The sequence below is a fragment of the Thalassospira sp. GB04J01 genome (assembly GCF_000751115.1).
GTDB lineage: Bacteria > Pseudomonadota > Alphaproteobacteria > Rhodospirillales > Thalassospiraceae > Thalassospira > Thalassospira lucentensis.
This window is the reverse complement of sequence record NZ_CCDX020000012.1, coordinates 16,702-30,786: the sequence shown is the minus strand read 5'-3', so window position 1 is coordinate 30,786 and position 14,085 is coordinate 16,702. Positions and strand designations below refer to the sequence as shown.

The 14,085-nt window shown below is 52.9% G+C and carries 12 protein-coding genes; 10 read left to right on the top strand and 2 right to left on the bottom strand.

The genetic code is table 11. The annotated features are described in order from the left end of the window. The first annotated feature begins 158 nt into the window (after nucleotides 1-158). Nucleotides 159-1,565 carry a magnesium transporter gene (gene mgtE / locus AMM48_RS11540; RefSeq protein WP_102784167.1) on the top strand — a complete coding sequence of 469 codons (1,407 nt, stop codon included), beginning with the start codon at nucleotides 159-161 and terminating at the stop codon, nucleotides 1,563-1,565. A 79-nt stretch (nucleotides 1,566-1,644) separates the two neighbouring features. On the opposite strand, the gene AMM48_RS11535 is transcribed toward mgtE, so the two are convergent. After that, nucleotides 1,645-4,245 carry an EAL domain-containing protein gene (locus AMM48_RS11535; RefSeq protein WP_102784166.1) on the bottom strand — a complete coding sequence of 867 codons (2,601 nt, stop codon included), beginning with the start codon at nucleotides 4,243-4,245 and terminating at the stop codon, nucleotides 1,645-1,647. Nucleotides 4,246-4,679: 434 nt separating this feature from the next. On the opposite strand from AMM48_RS11535, the gene AMM48_RS11530 reads away from it, so the two are divergent. Continuing rightward, nucleotides 4,680-6,062 (top strand): methyltransferase, encoded by a 1,383-nt coding sequence (locus AMM48_RS11530; protein WP_102784165.1) that lies wholly within the window; start codon nucleotides 4,680-4,682, stop codon nucleotides 6,060-6,062. 244 nt (nucleotides 6,063-6,306) lie between these two features. Further along, nucleotides 6,307-7,380 carry a hypothetical protein gene (locus AMM48_RS11525; RefSeq protein ID WP_102784164.1) on the top strand — a complete coding sequence of 358 codons (1,074 nt, stop codon included), beginning with the start codon at nucleotides 6,307-6,309 and terminating at the stop codon, nucleotides 7,378-7,380. Between the two features lie 90 nt (nucleotides 7,381-7,470). Here the strand turns inward: AMM48_RS11525 and AMM48_RS11520 are convergent, their stop codons facing one another. Continuing rightward, a complete protein-coding gene (locus AMM48_RS11520; protein WP_022734352.1) occupies nucleotides 7,471-7,986 on the bottom strand; it encodes an SH3 domain-containing protein in 516 nt (171 codons plus the stop codon). Nucleotides 7,987-8,186: 200 nt separating this feature from the next. Between AMM48_RS11520 and AMM48_RS11515 the strand changes: the two genes are divergently transcribed. The 7 genes from AMM48_RS11515 to AMM48_RS11480 all read left to right on the top strand — a co-directional run bounded on the left by AMM48_RS11515 (nucleotide 8,187) and on the right by AMM48_RS11480 (nucleotide 14,067). Continuing rightward, a complete protein-coding gene (locus AMM48_RS11515) occupies nucleotides 8,187-9,173 on the top strand; it encodes a D-glycerate dehydrogenase (RefSeq protein ID WP_102784163.1) in 987 nt (328 codons plus the stop codon). A gap of 147 nt (nucleotides 9,174-9,320) precedes the next feature. Further along, nucleotides 9,321-9,683, top strand: a complete 363-nt coding sequence (locus AMM48_RS11510) for a hypothetical protein (RefSeq protein ID WP_102784162.1) — start codon at nucleotides 9,321-9,323, stop codon at nucleotides 9,681-9,683. Nucleotides 9,684-9,910: 227 nt separating this feature from the next. After that, nucleotides 9,911-10,597: a fumarylacetoacetate hydrolase family protein gene (locus AMM48_RS11505; protein WP_102784161.1), complete on the top strand. Its 687-nt coding sequence runs from the start codon at nucleotides 9,911-9,913 to the stop codon at nucleotides 10,595-10,597. Between the two features lie 78 nt (nucleotides 10,598-10,675). Beyond that, the gene (xth, locus tag AMM48_RS11500; protein WP_102784160.1) at nucleotides 10,676-11,473 is read left to right on the top strand and encodes an exodeoxyribonuclease III; all 798 of its coding nucleotides are present in this window, start codon (nucleotides 10,676-10,678) and stop codon (nucleotides 11,471-11,473) included. A gap of 183 nt (nucleotides 11,474-11,656) precedes the next feature. Further along, nucleotides 11,657-12,502, top strand: coding sequence for a hypothetical protein (locus tag AMM48_RS11495; protein WP_102784159.1), 846 nt, complete (start codon nucleotides 11,657-11,659; stop codon nucleotides 12,500-12,502). A gap of 485 nt (nucleotides 12,503-12,987) precedes the next feature. After that, the gene (locus AMM48_RS11485) at nucleotides 12,988-13,839 is read left to right on the top strand and encodes an OmpA family protein (RefSeq protein ID WP_102784157.1); all 852 of its coding nucleotides are present in this window, start codon (nucleotides 12,988-12,990) and stop codon (nucleotides 13,837-13,839) included. Nucleotides 13,840-13,869: 30 nt separating this feature from the next. Beyond that, entirely contained in the window at nucleotides 13,870-14,067 is a 198-nt protein-coding gene (locus tag AMM48_RS11480; protein ID WP_102784156.1) for a YqaE/Pmp3 family membrane protein, read from the top strand. Nucleotides 14,068-14,085 lie beyond the last annotated feature (18 nt).

Sequence of the window (14,085 nt, the reverse complement as noted above, 5' to 3'; positions counted from 1 at the left end):
AATCTATCTGCAATTGTGCCCCTTGACCGGGGCCATGTGATAGCGCAGAAACAGCCGTGTCGGGAGATCGATCAATCGATCCCCGGCACGGCATTTTTAGGGTCTGAACCCAATCAGGTTGCAGGACGTAAAACCAGCACGCACATCAGGAGGGGCAGATGACAAGTGACGTCGAAGAACTCGACCGTCCGGCGGATGGCACATCCAGCAGCGACGACTATGTTGATCTGACACCTGAATATGGGCGTGAAGTCCTTGATGCGCTTGGCGAAGATGATCATTCGCGTGCGTCCGAACTTATTTCCGAACTTCACTTTGCCGATATTGCCGACCTTTTGGGGTGGGCAAGCAGCAATCAGCGTGAACAGCTTGTTGATCTGATCCGGCCGGACTTTGACCCCGAACTTCTGACCGAACTTGATGACGAACTGCGTGAAGAGGTCATCAGCCGTCTTGGCACGGATGTTGTTGCCGAGGCGATTTCGGAACTTGATTCCGATGACGTGGTCGAAGTCATTGAGGATTTCGATAAGGAAGAGCAACGTGAACTTCTCGGTGCGCTTTCTGATATTGAACGCGCGCGTGTCGAAGAGGCGCTGTCGTATCCGGAATATACCGCCGGTCGTATCATGCAGCGCGAGCTCGTGGCGATCCCGGATTATTGGTCGGTTGGGCAAACGATTGATTTCCTACGCTCGGCAAAGAACCTGCCGGAAGATTTTTACGACATCATCATTGTTGACCCGCGCTATAGCCCGGTCGGGATTGTGCCGTTATCACGCGTGATCCGCACCAACCGTCCGGTTCTGGTGCGTGATGTCATGGAATCGGATGAAATGCGCACGGTCGTCGTGACCGAAGAACAGGAAAACGTCGCCCATCTGTTCCGTCAACGTGACCTTATTTCTGCACCGGTTGTCGATGACAGCGGGCGTCTTGTCGGTGTGATCACGGTCGATGACGTGGTCGACGTTATTGACGAAGAATATGAAGAAGACATGATGCGCCTTGCCGGTGTTGGCGAGGAAGATGACCTTTCAAGTGCGATCCTTGATACCACCCGGTCGCGTTTTACGTGGCTTTTGATCAATCTGGGCACGGCGATCATGGCGTCCATGGTCATCAGTGCGTTTGAAGATACGATTGAAAGACTGGTTGCGCTTGCGGTTCTGATGCCAATCGTGGCCTCAATGGGCGGGAATGCAGGCACACAGACCCTTACGGTTGCCGTGCGCGCGATTGCTACGCGTGAGCTTACCAGTACCAACGCATGGCGTGTGATCCGCAAGGAAGTCGCGGTATGTGGTCTTAACGGCTTGGCGTTTGCGTTTCTGGCCGGCGGGGTGACGTGGTTCTGGTTTGAGGATGGCTTGCTGGGATCGGTCATTGGCGTTGCCATGATCATTAACCTGCTGTTTGCCGGTTTGTTTGGTGCCTTGATCCCGCTTGGTCTGGAACGTGCCGGGATTGACCCGGCGGTATCCTCATCGGTCTTTTTGACTACGATTACCGATGTGGTTGGGTTCTTTGCCTTTCTTGGCTTGGCCGCGCTGTTCCTCCTTTAGAAAATCCATCCCGAACCAAAAAACACCTGTCAGGCGGATGCCGACAGGTGTTTTTTATGGTGGTCTTTGTGTTTGAAAATCAGCTTTTGGCGGTTGGCGACGGATCGGCGTTGCTTAACCGGGGCAGAAGGCCAGTGGTTTTCGAGGCATCTACCGGCCTGGACAACAGGAAACCCTGGATCTCGTCACAGTCGGCTGATTTCAGCATGGCCAGTTGTTCTTCGGTTTCGACGCCGACGGCGACAACTTTGCGGTTCAGGCTTTTGCACAGCCGGATTGCGGGCTGCAAAATGCTGTTTTCAGGTTGCTCATCTAGTGCGAAGTCAAACAGCGATTTTGACAGTTTGATGCGCTGGATCGGGAACCGTTTGAGATACCGAAGGGATGTATTGCCCGCGGCAAAATGATCAAGGGTCAAGCCAATCCCGGCCTCGGCAAAGCGATAGAACTGTCCAAGGGCGCGTTCGGGATCGCGCATGGCGATGTCTTCGGATACCTCAACTTCGATGATTCCCGGATCAATTTCGTATTCGGCTGTCAGGTCGAGGATGTTTTTGATCAGATCGGCCTGAATGAATTGACGGCTGGACACATTCAGTGCAATCGGAACCGGCGCATAACCGGCATCGCGCCATTCGGCGATCTGTTTGCAAACGGTTTCAATGATCCAGTGACCAAGCGGCGACAAAAGCCCGGTACGGTCGGCGACCGCGATGAAATCAGGCGGCAGGCGACGCTTGCCACTATCATCGATCCAGCGCAGCAGGGCTTCAAACCCGGTCAGATTTTGATCCGATGTGCGATAGCGCGGTTGATATTCCAGAACAAAGCGTTTTTCATCAACCGCACGGCGTAGCTGCGTTTCCATCGACAGGCGTGCGTGCATCACATTGTTCATCGTCTCGACAAAGAAGCAATAAGACGATTCGGCTGATTTTTGCGCACGGTACATGGCCGCATCTGCATTGGCGAGCAATTGGGACGGTGCGCGGGCATCATTGGGATAAAGCGCAACACCGACACTGACATGCAGACGGATTTCCTCGTTCCCGCCGGTTTGGATAGGTTGGGATATGGCTTCGACAACGCGTTCAGCGACGAGGGCGGCACCTTCGGCCTCGGAAAGGTCGGTGGCGATGATGGCGAACATGTCGCCCGAGAACCGAGCACAGCTGTCTTTTTCGCGCACAGTGGCGCGCAAGCGGCCCGATATGGTCCGCAATGTTTCATCACCGACATCGGCACCAAACCGGTCATTGACGGCGCGGAAATTGTCGATATCGACCACCAGTACGGACAACAGCTTTTCATAGCGTTTTGCATGCGCAACCGCCTGATTAAGCCGGTCATCAAACAGCGCATGATTGGGAAGCCCGGTTAGCGGGTCATGTGTTGCAAGATACCGCAGACGGTTGACCGACGCATTTGCCGCCGGGTTGTGGTGCAGGGTGATGTCAACACAATCAGGATTGGCCGTTGATGGTTTCATCGCGAGATTACAGACGACGTGAACGCCTTCGGAACTGCGTACAATCCATTCGCGGCGCACTTCGTCGTCGCCACGGTTGATGGCGAGGAGCATTTTTTCCTGCGATCTGCGCGATGAACTGCCGTCTGACTGGAATTCGGGGGCCAGATTGTAAAACCGGATGAAGCCGTAATCTTCTTCACGCAGGTCAAAAAACTCAGCTGTTTCCGGCGACATCGATTTCAAATGACCATCAAGCTTGGTAATCGACAACGCCAGATCATTAATGTCATCACCGGCATTGATATGATGCATGGTTCGGCGCGCTGCGGCCTGTTGGCGATTTGCCAGAATAAAGATCGCAATCGTAAACAGGATGGTTGCAAGAACCCCCAGGATCAAAATCAGCTGCGGGTTTGTCGTACCAGCACTTGCCAGTTTCGGATCGGCAATGACGTCGATATGCCATTGGCGACCGACAATGTCGGCTGCGGCAGTATGTTGAAGGGTTTCGTCATCACCTTCGCCGCGGATTTCAAACAAAACAGTATCGTTTTCACGCACGCGCACGGTGTAATCATTGACCTGTTCGGTATTGATGACAGATGCGAGCATGGACCGAATGCGAAAGGCCCCGTTGATGACGCCGATGATTTGTCCATCGCGTCCCAGAACCGGGCTATAGGCGGCAAATCCGCGTCCACCTTGAAGAAGTTCAAGTGTTGGTGTGATTTGGGTGCGCCGTTGATCCAGTGCGATGTCCAAAACCGGACCGGCGACAGGGTGGCGTTTCAGGTCAGCGCCCATGGCCGGAACGTTGCCCTTGATCGGGGCGACGTACAGAATGATGTAATTTGGCGAGATCCAGTTAATTGCCTGAAGGGCGCTGAAACGGGCCTGTAACGGGGTTGCAACCGAAAGATAGGCGCGTTCGTCCTCGGGCGGGCCGTCTTGCCAAATGTCGGCAAAACTTTCCAGAACACCAAGATTGGCCTCGACAATCTGTTTGACCTGCTGGGCAATCGCGGTGGCGGTGATATTTGCGGCGGATGCCAAAATTGCCCGACGGTTCTCGATTGCGGCTGTCCAGAAGAAGAATGTTGCTGATGCGAAGAAAGCGGCGGTCAGAAAAGCCGCCAACAGCGCGTGCCTTTTGACGCGCGATTGTTGTATCGCAGCTTTATCTTCGGTCTGTCTGTTTTCAGTTTCCATGTCTTCCCCAAGAACGACATCTCATTCAGGCGCCCCCGTCCTGAATATGTCAAATGCGCAATAACCGCCCGAACATTAAGGTGTTCTGTATCTTGGCAACTTTACGCAAACGACGAAGGTTTTACGCTGTTGTGCGGGTCATTGTTGTAAATTCAATGATCAGCGTTCTACCCTGCGTTAAGCACTTACATGTGTTTTATGGGGGTATTCTTACACGATTTTAAGGGGTTGGTCGCGTTCAATTGCGCATTAATTTTTAGATCAAAGGTTACGTGCAGGGCGATTTGTCAGGGGTGTCATGCAAATCGGGGCGTATATTTAACCAGACGGCCCTGTTCTGAGCGGCCCATCTGGTGTATCTCAGGCGTGCGTCAGGATCCCGTCGAGATTATTCCTGACCAAAAGTGGCGAAGATCACCTCCGAGAGAGAGTTTATGAAACATCATCAGCGCAACCCCCGTGCACGCGGTGGACGCAAACGTCAATCAGCCCGGCGCGATCCATTGATCGGATTTGAAGCCCCGGTCACGATTGAACAAGTTGGCGCACGCGGCGACGGCATTGCGCATGTCAGCGCACCAGACGGCAGATCGGTTCTGGTGTATGTCGATTGCGTTTTGCCCGGCGATGAAGTCCGTGTGGCATTACGGTCAAAGCGCGGTGATGGATATGGTGCGGAAGTGGTCGCGGAAATCGCGCGCACGGCGCTTTTCAGTGAGCCACGGTGTTCGCATTTCAAGGAATGCGGCGGCTGCGCGCTTCAGCATATGGATGACGACCAGTATCGCGACTGGAAACGTCAAAAGGCCAAGGTCGCGGTTCAGCGCGCCGGTCTTGACGCCGATGAAGCCGAACGGCTTGTCGCGCCAGTCGAAGTTTCCCCGGCACAAAGTCGCCGGCGCGCAGGATTTTCTGTGCATGTGGGGGCAACCGGGGTGCATGTTGGTTTCCATGGCCGATTTAGCCACACGGTCTTGAATGTTCCTGATTGTGCCGTTTTACGTCCCGAGTTGATGGCCTTTCGTGCGGCGTTTGTAACGTTCCTTGAGGCCTGCCCGCCCGATCATGCGCGTGATATCAAGGAAGTCTTCGTCACACTGGCCGATAACGGGCTGGATGTTGTTATTCATGCGGCCAAGGACCCGGATCTTGATATGCGTCAGGATCTGGCCGAGTTTGCCGATGACAATGACCTTGCGCGCCTGAGCTGGAAAACTGGTGATGAACCCGATGAGCCTGTCGCGGCCCGACGTATACCTGTGGTCAGGTTTCAGGGTGTCGATGTTGCGGTGCCACCGGGCGGCTTTTTGCAGGCAACCCGCGAAGGGGAGCACGCCCTTGTCGCGGCGGTGACATCGGCACTTGAAAAAGCACAGCCGCGTCAGGTCGCCGATCTGTTTTGTGGTATCGGAAGCTTTACCTTTGCGTTGGCACTTGCAGGCAAACGCCGGTCAACTTTAGCGGTTGAAAGTGATCCCCGTGCGGTGGAGTTGTTGCAATATGCGGTGGGCCAGTCTGGTAGCCCGATACAGGTCATCAAACGTGATTTGTTCCGCCAGCCGTTAACCGGCGATGAACTGAGCAACCTTGATCTGGTGTTGTTTGATCCCCCGCGGGCGGGTGCCCTTTCGCAGGCAGAACAATTGGCGGCAACCGGACCGGAATGGGTCATTGCGGTGTCGTGTAATCCGGCAACCTTTACCCGCGACATACGCGTTTTGCGCAATGGCGGGTATGAGCTTGAGCAGGTTGTGCCGATTGATCAGTTCCTGTGGTCGTCGCATCTTGAAATGTTTGCATTATTGCATCGCGCTTAATCGCGTGCTCGCCAAAATGCGGCACATGAACAGACCAGTTTGACCCAATGATGCCCATCTTATGTGACGGGCATGTGTGCCTATGCATTTTGGCTTAATTTTTCTCTGCTAATACACTATACTATCGGTTGATGTTTCCGCCGGACACCAGGATGGTCAGGTTTATAAGGGTTTTTGAATTTCGTCAGAACCCTTGTTTGCGCAACATGTAGTTGTCTTGCCGGCTTGTTTGTGCGGAAAAGCAATGGAACCGCTGGGTAGTCAACTTCCGATCTATACCAACACTGCGCGTGCGATCGCACCGCAGAACAGGTTAATCGACTCTGACGCCATCCAGCCCAGTCAAAGTTCTTTGCGTTCTGACCGCAATGCAGATTTCCTGCGCAATGCCAATTACGCCTTTGAAAATTTGCGCGGCTCGCTTGGCGGTGCCAGTGAGTTGCTGTCGCAGGCATCAACAGATTTGTCGCGCATCGGTGATGCGCTTGATGAAATTGATGCACTGGTCGAATTTGCCGAAGAAAACAATGACCTTTCCAAGCAGCAACGCGCCCAGTTAACCGCCCAGATCGAAGATTATCTTGCTGATATTGACGGTATTGCCGCCAACAGCAGTTTCAAAGACAAAAACCTTCTGGCTGAAGACCAGACCATCACCTTGCAGGTCGGTTCTGGCACGTCATCGGATAACCAGATTGACGTCGAACTTTTTGCTTCGGCATCCGAGGACCTTGCGACCGGCCTTTCGTCAATTGATCTGTCAGACGATACTGCCGTTGCCAATACACGGACCCTGGTGGACGAAGCGCAGGAAGCCCTGCGGGACCGGGAAATTTCACTCAATTCTGATCGCGGTAGTCTGGCCGTGGCACAGGATCAAAACCGGATTTCACAGGTTGCCGGTGATACTGTTCTGCAGGCGCAGATCGCGGCATCGCAAAGTGATCCCGCCGCAGAAACGCAGGCGCGTATTTCTGAAAACCTGCAGGCTTATCTTGGGAATATTTCAGCCCAGCTTGAAAATCAGACAGTGACCGTTGGTGGCTTTGGCCTGCCAGAACCGAAATCTGATCCGCTCCCAGAACGGGTGGAAGATCCTTATGCCTTTGATCCGTTTGCGCCAAACACTGAAAATCAGGATCAGCAGTTTGGATTTACCCAACAGCCAGCAGGCGAAAGAACCGCACCGCAAAGCCGCAGTCAGCCAGCGTTCACCGGGCCAGTGTTTAGCGGATATGACAGCGGTGGCAATGGGACATCCGCGCACAGCGGATCATCTTCGGGTGGATCAAGCAATCGGGTTTCGGTTGACGCCTGATCACTGAGCATTCGCCGCATGTGTGTTTAAGCATCCGTATTGCGGCGTCAATGTTTCCGGCACCATAATAATTATGCCAGCGAAGGGCGTTTATCCTTCGACCTGCTCGTCCTCATAAAGGCCCCAGAAACCTTGGCGCGGTGCCCAGCCTTCAAAATCACCAAACCGCAATTGGCACCAGTTCATGCTTGCCGGGCAGTCTTCGACTTTGCCAATGACATTGGCAGAAACCAGCGCGATCTTGCGTGCATTTTCGTCGGCGGCGGAATACAGCGTGATGGTGTCATCAGTGACAATCACATGGCGTGACCCAACCAGAAGGCTTTGATGCACCCAGCCTTCGCTGCCTTCCCAATCACGGACTTTGCGCCATGTATCAAATTCGGACACAACTTCCATCGGCATGTTGCGACGCTGATATATCCAGACCTTGGGATATCGCAGACCCGGCCCGGACCGCAAAAATACCTTGTCTGACCGCAGTGCGACAAAGCGCGGAATGGGTAAACCGGATTCTTGTGCGCTTGCCACGATGGGTGTCGCGAGGCTTGCGAAAATCGCCAAAGCCATCAAACGATACAAAAAAGTGCGAAAAATTCGCGGCATGTTGCTGGTATTCCCTGCTTTTTTCGGCATGTCGCGTCAGTATTTGGAAAAACGCACGCGAAATAAAATTACAAAAATGACGTCAAAATCCTTGCTTTTGTACCTTTTGGCATGCCATCACTGCAATGCGGCAAGGTGCAAAACCCCGACGTAGACCATTTTGCCAGCAAAAGAGTTAAAAGACCGCATAGGAACGGCGCATGACCAAGAAAAAACCGCTCGTTGTCGTAACCCGCAAGCTGCCGGAAGCGATTGAAACCCGCATGATGGAACTGTTTGACGCCCGTCTTAATATAGATGACGCGATCATGAGCAAACAGGAACTGATTGATGCGGTCAAACAGGCAGATGTTCTTGTCCCGACCGTCACTGACAAGATTGACGCGGCTGTTCTTGCTCATGCGGGGCCGAACCTGCGTTTGATTGCCAATTTCGGGACGGGTGTTGACCACGTCGATCTGCAAACTGCACGGTCGCGCGGCATTACGGTGACCAACACACCCGATGTCCTGACCGAAGATACGGCTGACATGACCATGGCGCTGATCCTGTCGGTTTCGCGCCGTTTGGCCGAGGGCGAACGCGTGATCCGTAAAGGGGATTGGGCCGGGTGGGGGCCGACATTGATGTTGGGTCACCGCATCTGGGGCAAGCGTCTTGGTATTGTTGGTATGGGCCGTATTGGCCGTGCGCTGGCGCGTCGGGCAAAGGGGTTCGGGTTGTCGGTGCATTACCACAACCGTCGCCGTGTGCATCCTGATACCGAAGAAGAACTTGATGCGACCTATTGGGAAAGCCTGGATCAGATGCTAGCACATGTTGACATTGTTTCGGTCAACTGCCCGCATACACCGGCAACCTATCATTTGCTGTCGGCACGTCGTCTGAAATTGATGCAGCCGCATGCCATTTTGGTCAATACCGCGCGTGGTGAAATCGTTGATGAGCCGGCCTTAACACGGATGTTGTCGGACGGCGAAATCGCTGGTGCGGGTTTGGATGTGTTTGAACATGAACCGGCCGTAAGCCCGAAATTGCTGGAGCTGCAAAATGCGGTTCTGCTGCCCCATATGGGGTCGGCAACCATCGAGGGCCGGGTTGATATGGGCGAAAAGGTCCTGATCAATATCAAGACCTTCGTTGATGGGCACACCCCGCCAGACCGTGTGATCGAGGGACTGTTGTAGGTCAATGAAGAACGCTGTTTTCATTTAATACATAGGTATAATTACGCACTATACGGTTGCCTCCTCATTTGGGGATATTGATGTGTTCAATCTTGCTGCAAAAGTTGTTTGCAGAACACAGATATATCCTCATATGGGAGCCGTGATATGGGATGTCAGCAGACAAGAACTGAACGTGATTTAATGATTGGCTCGTTTGACGAAGAGTCAGCACGAGGTAATCTCAACTCGGTATCCTCGGCCATCAATTCCTCCGAAGCCCTTATGGGACTGTTGGGCGAAACTCGGGTTGTCAACGGCCCGTGGCGGATCCAAGAAATCAGAGACATTCATGCTGATAAGGTTGTTGTGGTTCTGTCTGGCCGCTTGCATGTCTTGGTTGGCAAGGATCAGCAAACTTTAAGTAGCGGTGAAACAGTCGTGATCCCGCAGGGTGTTGCTGCTTCCTACCGTGTTGCAGCTGTAAACAAGGCAAAGATTCTTGTACTGACGGTCCCCGCGGTATTGTGACGGCGGGGTGACATTGCATTCTTGGCCTTTATTAAAAACAATCCTTTGAACCAAGCTTTGAGAATATTGCTCGGTTTGCTGATGTGGCAGGCCGCCTTTACTGGTTCCTGACAGGAATTGGCAGGAGATGTTCTGTTTTTATTTCCCTTGGGGGTGGTCGGGGATTTCCTTTTGCCCGTGGCTTAGCTATCAGTATGGCAAAGATATCCTGATCAAAGGAGGCCACCATGGATTTGATTTTTCCTGCTGCCGAACCAACCACCATTCCAATTGCAAATTCCGATCAACTGTTTGCAGTAAACCGCATTTTCTGCATTGGTAAAAACTATGCTGATCACGTGCGCGAAATGGGATCCGATCCGTCTGATACCCCGCCTTGTATATTCATGAAACCGACCGATTGCCTGGTTGTCGGCAATGGTGATTTGCCATATCCGTCCGCGACAGAAGATTTGCACTATGAGGGTGAACTTGTGGTGGCCTTGTCACGCGGGGGCAAGGACCTTGACCGTGTGGCCGTCGAAGACGCGATTTTCGGATATGCCGCCGGGCTTGATATGACCCGACGCGATGTACAGGCCGACCTCAAAGAACGCCGTTTGCCATGGGATATGGCGAAATCGTTTGATGGTTGTGCGGTTGTTTCAGCGATCAGGCCAAAGTCCGATGCGGGCAATCCGCATGCTACCAATTTGAAACTGTCTGTTAACGGGACGGTCCGCCAAGATGACACGACAGCAAAAATGATCTGGCCGGTGGTCGATGCGCTTGTGCATTTGTCGACCCTGATTGAACTGAAACCCGGCGATCTTTTGTTTACTGGAACGCCCGAGGGTGTTGGTCAGGTTGTTCGGGGGGATCGCATGGATTTGGTCATTGCCGATGTGGCCGAACTTTCCGTGACGCTGACGTAGTTCTTTGTGTTTTGGGATTTCGGGTCAGAAGCCGATTCCATCCCACACCATCCCGAGAAAGATAAAACGGAGCCCGTTTTGAAAATTGTAAGCTGGAATATCAATTCCGTTCGTCTGCGCATTGAGCAGGTGGTTAAGTTTCTTGAGGACCAGCAGCCAGATGCGCTGTGTTTGCAGGAACTGAAATGCCCCGATGAGCATTTCCCGCATGACGCATTCGAGGCCGCCGGATATGTCCATCGCCATAATCACGGCATGAAAAGCTATAACGGTGTGGCCATCGTATCGCGTTTGCCGTTCGTTGAAACCGACATCAAACATTTCTGTGGCAAGGAAGACCGCCGTCATTGCATGGCGAAGTTTGAGAACGGGGTTGAACTGCATAACTTCTATATCCCGGCAGGTGGCGATGAACCCGATCCGGCGATTAATGTGAAGTTCGCCCACAAACTGTCGTTTCTTGAAGAAATGACCAGTTGGTGGGCGGATCGCCGCGCAAGCGACCCAAACCGTCGCGCGATTCTGGTTGGCGATTTCAATATCGCGCCATCGGAAAATGACGTTTGGTCGCATAAGAAACTGCTGCGTGTGGTTAGCCACACGCCGGTCGAAGTTGAAATCCTTGAAAAGTTCCGCCAGTCCGGCGATTTCATTGATGCGGTGCGTGAAGTCGTACCGGAACCCGAAAAGCTGTTTAGCTGGTGGAGCTATCGCGCGCGCGATTGGCGGGCGAGTAACAAGGGGCGGCGCCTTGACCATGTCTGGATGACGCCAAACATGGCGAGAACAGCCCGGACAGCCTCGGTGTATGATCTGGCCCGTGATTGGGAAAAGCCATCGGATCACGCACCTGTCGTGGTTGAATTCAATCTTTGACGTTCAGACGTTAAGTGGCACTGACAGCAGCGGGCAGGGGAAACCTAGCCCGCTGTTTTGTCATGGGAAATAACTTGATTGTCGCGTCGAACGGCGCAACTCTTATGGTTGAACAAGGCTGGAATTGTGCCCATCTTCTGAAGGGCGCACTGTTTCGGTGACAAACAAGGCAGGATACGGGCAATGAAAAAGATACTGATTGGTCTGACGGTGATCGTTTTGATCGTCGTTGCGGGGCTTGTTTATGTGTATGTCAATCTCGACAATATCGTCAAATCCACGATCGAAGAGGCGGGCACACGTGTGACACTGGCCGATGTGTCGGTGGATAGTGTTGCGATTGATACCACACAGGATTCGGCCGCAATCAATGGGTTGATTGTTGGCAACCCGGATGGGTTCAATACCGATTACGCGTTCTCGCTTGGCAATATTTCGGTCCGACTTGATGGATCGACGCTTACCAGCGCCACCATTCGGGTTATCGAAGTTATCATTGCAGCACCCAGCGTGACCTATGAACTTGGCAACAACACGTCAAACATCGCCACCATTCAGCGCAATGTTGAAAGTTTTGTTCAGCGTGTATCAGGGCCGACCGGTGCGGGCGGGGCTGATGGTCCTGAGGATGCTTCTTCGGAAAATGCATCTGGGACAAAGGTTATCATTGATAACGTTTATATCCGTGATGGTGACGTAAGTGTTTCCGCAGGCTTCTTGCAGGGTAAGAAGATGTCGGTTGGCTTGCCGGAAATCCATCTCAAAGATGTTGGCAAGGAAGACAATGGTGCCACCCCGGCCGAGGTGGCCGGTGAAATCCTGACTGCAATCAACACGTCAGTGTTCAAGTCGGTTTCAAGCCTGAATGTTGACGGCTTGATGCAGGGCGTTGGCGACCTTAGCAAAGGTGTGATGGGCGCTGTTGGCGGTGCCGCCAGCGGCAGTGGCGGCAAGATCAAAGATGGCGCAGATGCGCTTGGTGGTGCTGTCAAAGGTCTGTTTGGTGGATCTTCTGACAAGGCCGAATAATTGTCCGTCTCGTAACAAGAGATGATCAGAATAAAGATGGCCCGATACGTAAAATGACGTGTCGGGCCATTTTTTATGGGTAAAAATGGACGGTGTATATCTTGAGTGTCTAATGGTCTGGGCGCTTGGAAATTGCTGGTTGTATCCGGTCAACCTCGGATGTTCGGTGTTATGAGAATGTGAATTTTCTCTATCCCACTGCTTTTTTTCATGAATTCGACTTCTATATATCTCTGAATAGGGATAGTTATATCCAGGAAGCATGTTGTCTTGGGGCGTTTGATCCGGGCGTTTTGCCGGGTCAGAATTCGGGGTCAGATTGGAAATGATCTGATCGACTGCAAGAACGACATCGGAAAAAAACAAAAGGCCAAAATGGCCATCATAGCGGATGTGCAAGGTATCGAAAAAAACAGATGCCACCATATTCGCGATAATGAAATGGGTTTGGGACCTGATTGTCGGTCAGACAAGGAGTAATACCGATGAAAGCTAAACTGCTTGCCGTTGTATCCGCCGCTGCATTTCTTAGCGCGTGCGCGAACATGAATATTCCCGGGGTACGTGACATGGCCGACGAAGGGTCGGCTTTTGACGCAGCCCTTCACCAGAATTACGCCGATCTGGCACAGGCCGAGTATGACGAGGCCGACTGGGCTGACGCGCGGTATTTCACCAGCCGTTCGAAAATGGCCGCTGCCGGACAGGATAGTGGTCCGCAGATGATTGCCGAGCGTACCTTGCCAGAAGGCTCAATGGGCGAAATTGAAGTTGCCCGTGCTGACCTTCTTGCCGCACTTGACGGTGGTGGACGTGACAAGGCAGCATCGCCTGCTGCACGCGCGCAGACGAGCTTCGATTGCTGGATGCAGGAACTCGAAGAAAACATCCAGCAGGAAGACATCGACAATTGCCGTTCTGCCTTCTATCAGGCGCTGGCAATTGTTCAGGCCGAAATTGATACCAGCCCGGTCGCCAAAGCAATGCCAATGGCAATGCCGGTTCCGATGAATGTCTATTTCGGGTTCGACAAATCTGAAATCGACAGCAAAGGTATGTCGGTTGTTGACGGCATTGCAGAAGCCTATGCCAAATACAATCCGGCAATGATCAGTCTGGTTGCCTATGCTGACCGTGCTGGCGATGCAATGTATAACGACATTCTTGCCAAATCGCGTGTTGATGCGGTTGTTAGCGCATTGCGTGCGGCTGGTGTACCGGCAAGCAAGCTTGCCATTAGCATCAGCGGCGAAGCCAATGTTCCGGTATCAACTGCGGACGGTGTTGCCGAACAAGGCAATCGCGTCGTGACTGTTACTTTCGAAGACGGCATGTAACGCCGTCCCACATCAAAGGGGATTTCATCCATGCGTCTTTTGATCGCACTTCTTCTGCCCTGGTTACTGTTCTTTACCATTGGACGGCCTTTTGCCGGGATTATCTGCCTGATTTTGCAGATCACGCTTGTTGGCTGGGTTCCAGCCGCGATCTGGGCTGTCTATGCGCTTAGTCAGTATAACACTGACAAGAAAATCAGCAGCGCCATGGGTGGCGGTCAGGAATAATCGATCCTGACGGCATCG

Excerpts from the sequence above, each read along its gene's own strand:
- mgtE (WP_102784167.1), top strand. The coding sequence starts at position 159 with ATGACAAGTGACGTCGAAGAACTCGACCGTCCGGCGGATGGCACATCC.
- AMM48_RS11515 (WP_102784163.1), top strand. The coding sequence starts at position 8,187 with ATGACCAAGAAAAAACCGCTCGTTGTCGTAACCCGCAAGCTGCCGGAA.
- AMM48_RS11535 (WP_102784166.1), bottom strand. The coding sequence starts at position 4,245 with ATGGAAACTGAAAACAGACAGACCGAAGATAAAGCTGCGATACAACAA.
- AMM48_RS11480 (WP_102784156.1), top strand. The coding sequence starts at position 13,870 with ATGCGTCTTTTGATCGCACTTCTTCTGCCCTGGTTACTGTTCTTTACC.
- AMM48_RS11495 (WP_102784159.1), top strand. The coding sequence starts at position 11,657 with ATGAAAAAGATACTGATTGGTCTGACGGTGATCGTTTTGATCGTCGTT.
- AMM48_RS11525 (WP_102784164.1), top strand. The coding sequence starts at position 6,307 with ATGGAACCGCTGGGTAGTCAACTTCCGATCTATACCAACACTGCGCGT.
- AMM48_RS11530 (WP_102784165.1), top strand. The coding sequence starts at position 4,680 with ATGAAACATCATCAGCGCAACCCCCGTGCACGCGGTGGACGCAAACGT.
- AMM48_RS11510 (WP_102784162.1), top strand. The coding sequence starts at position 9,321 with ATGGGATGTCAGCAGACAAGAACTGAACGTGATTTAATGATTGGCTCG.
- AMM48_RS11485 (WP_102784157.1), top strand. The coding sequence starts at position 12,988 with ATGAAAGCTAAACTGCTTGCCGTTGTATCCGCCGCTGCATTTCTTAGC.
- AMM48_RS11520 (WP_022734352.1), bottom strand. The coding sequence starts at position 7,986 with ATGCCGCGAATTTTTCGCACTTTTTTGTATCGTTTGATGGCTTTGGCG.
- AMM48_RS11505 (WP_102784161.1), top strand. The coding sequence starts at position 9,911 with ATGGATTTGATTTTTCCTGCTGCCGAACCAACCACCATTCCAATTGCA.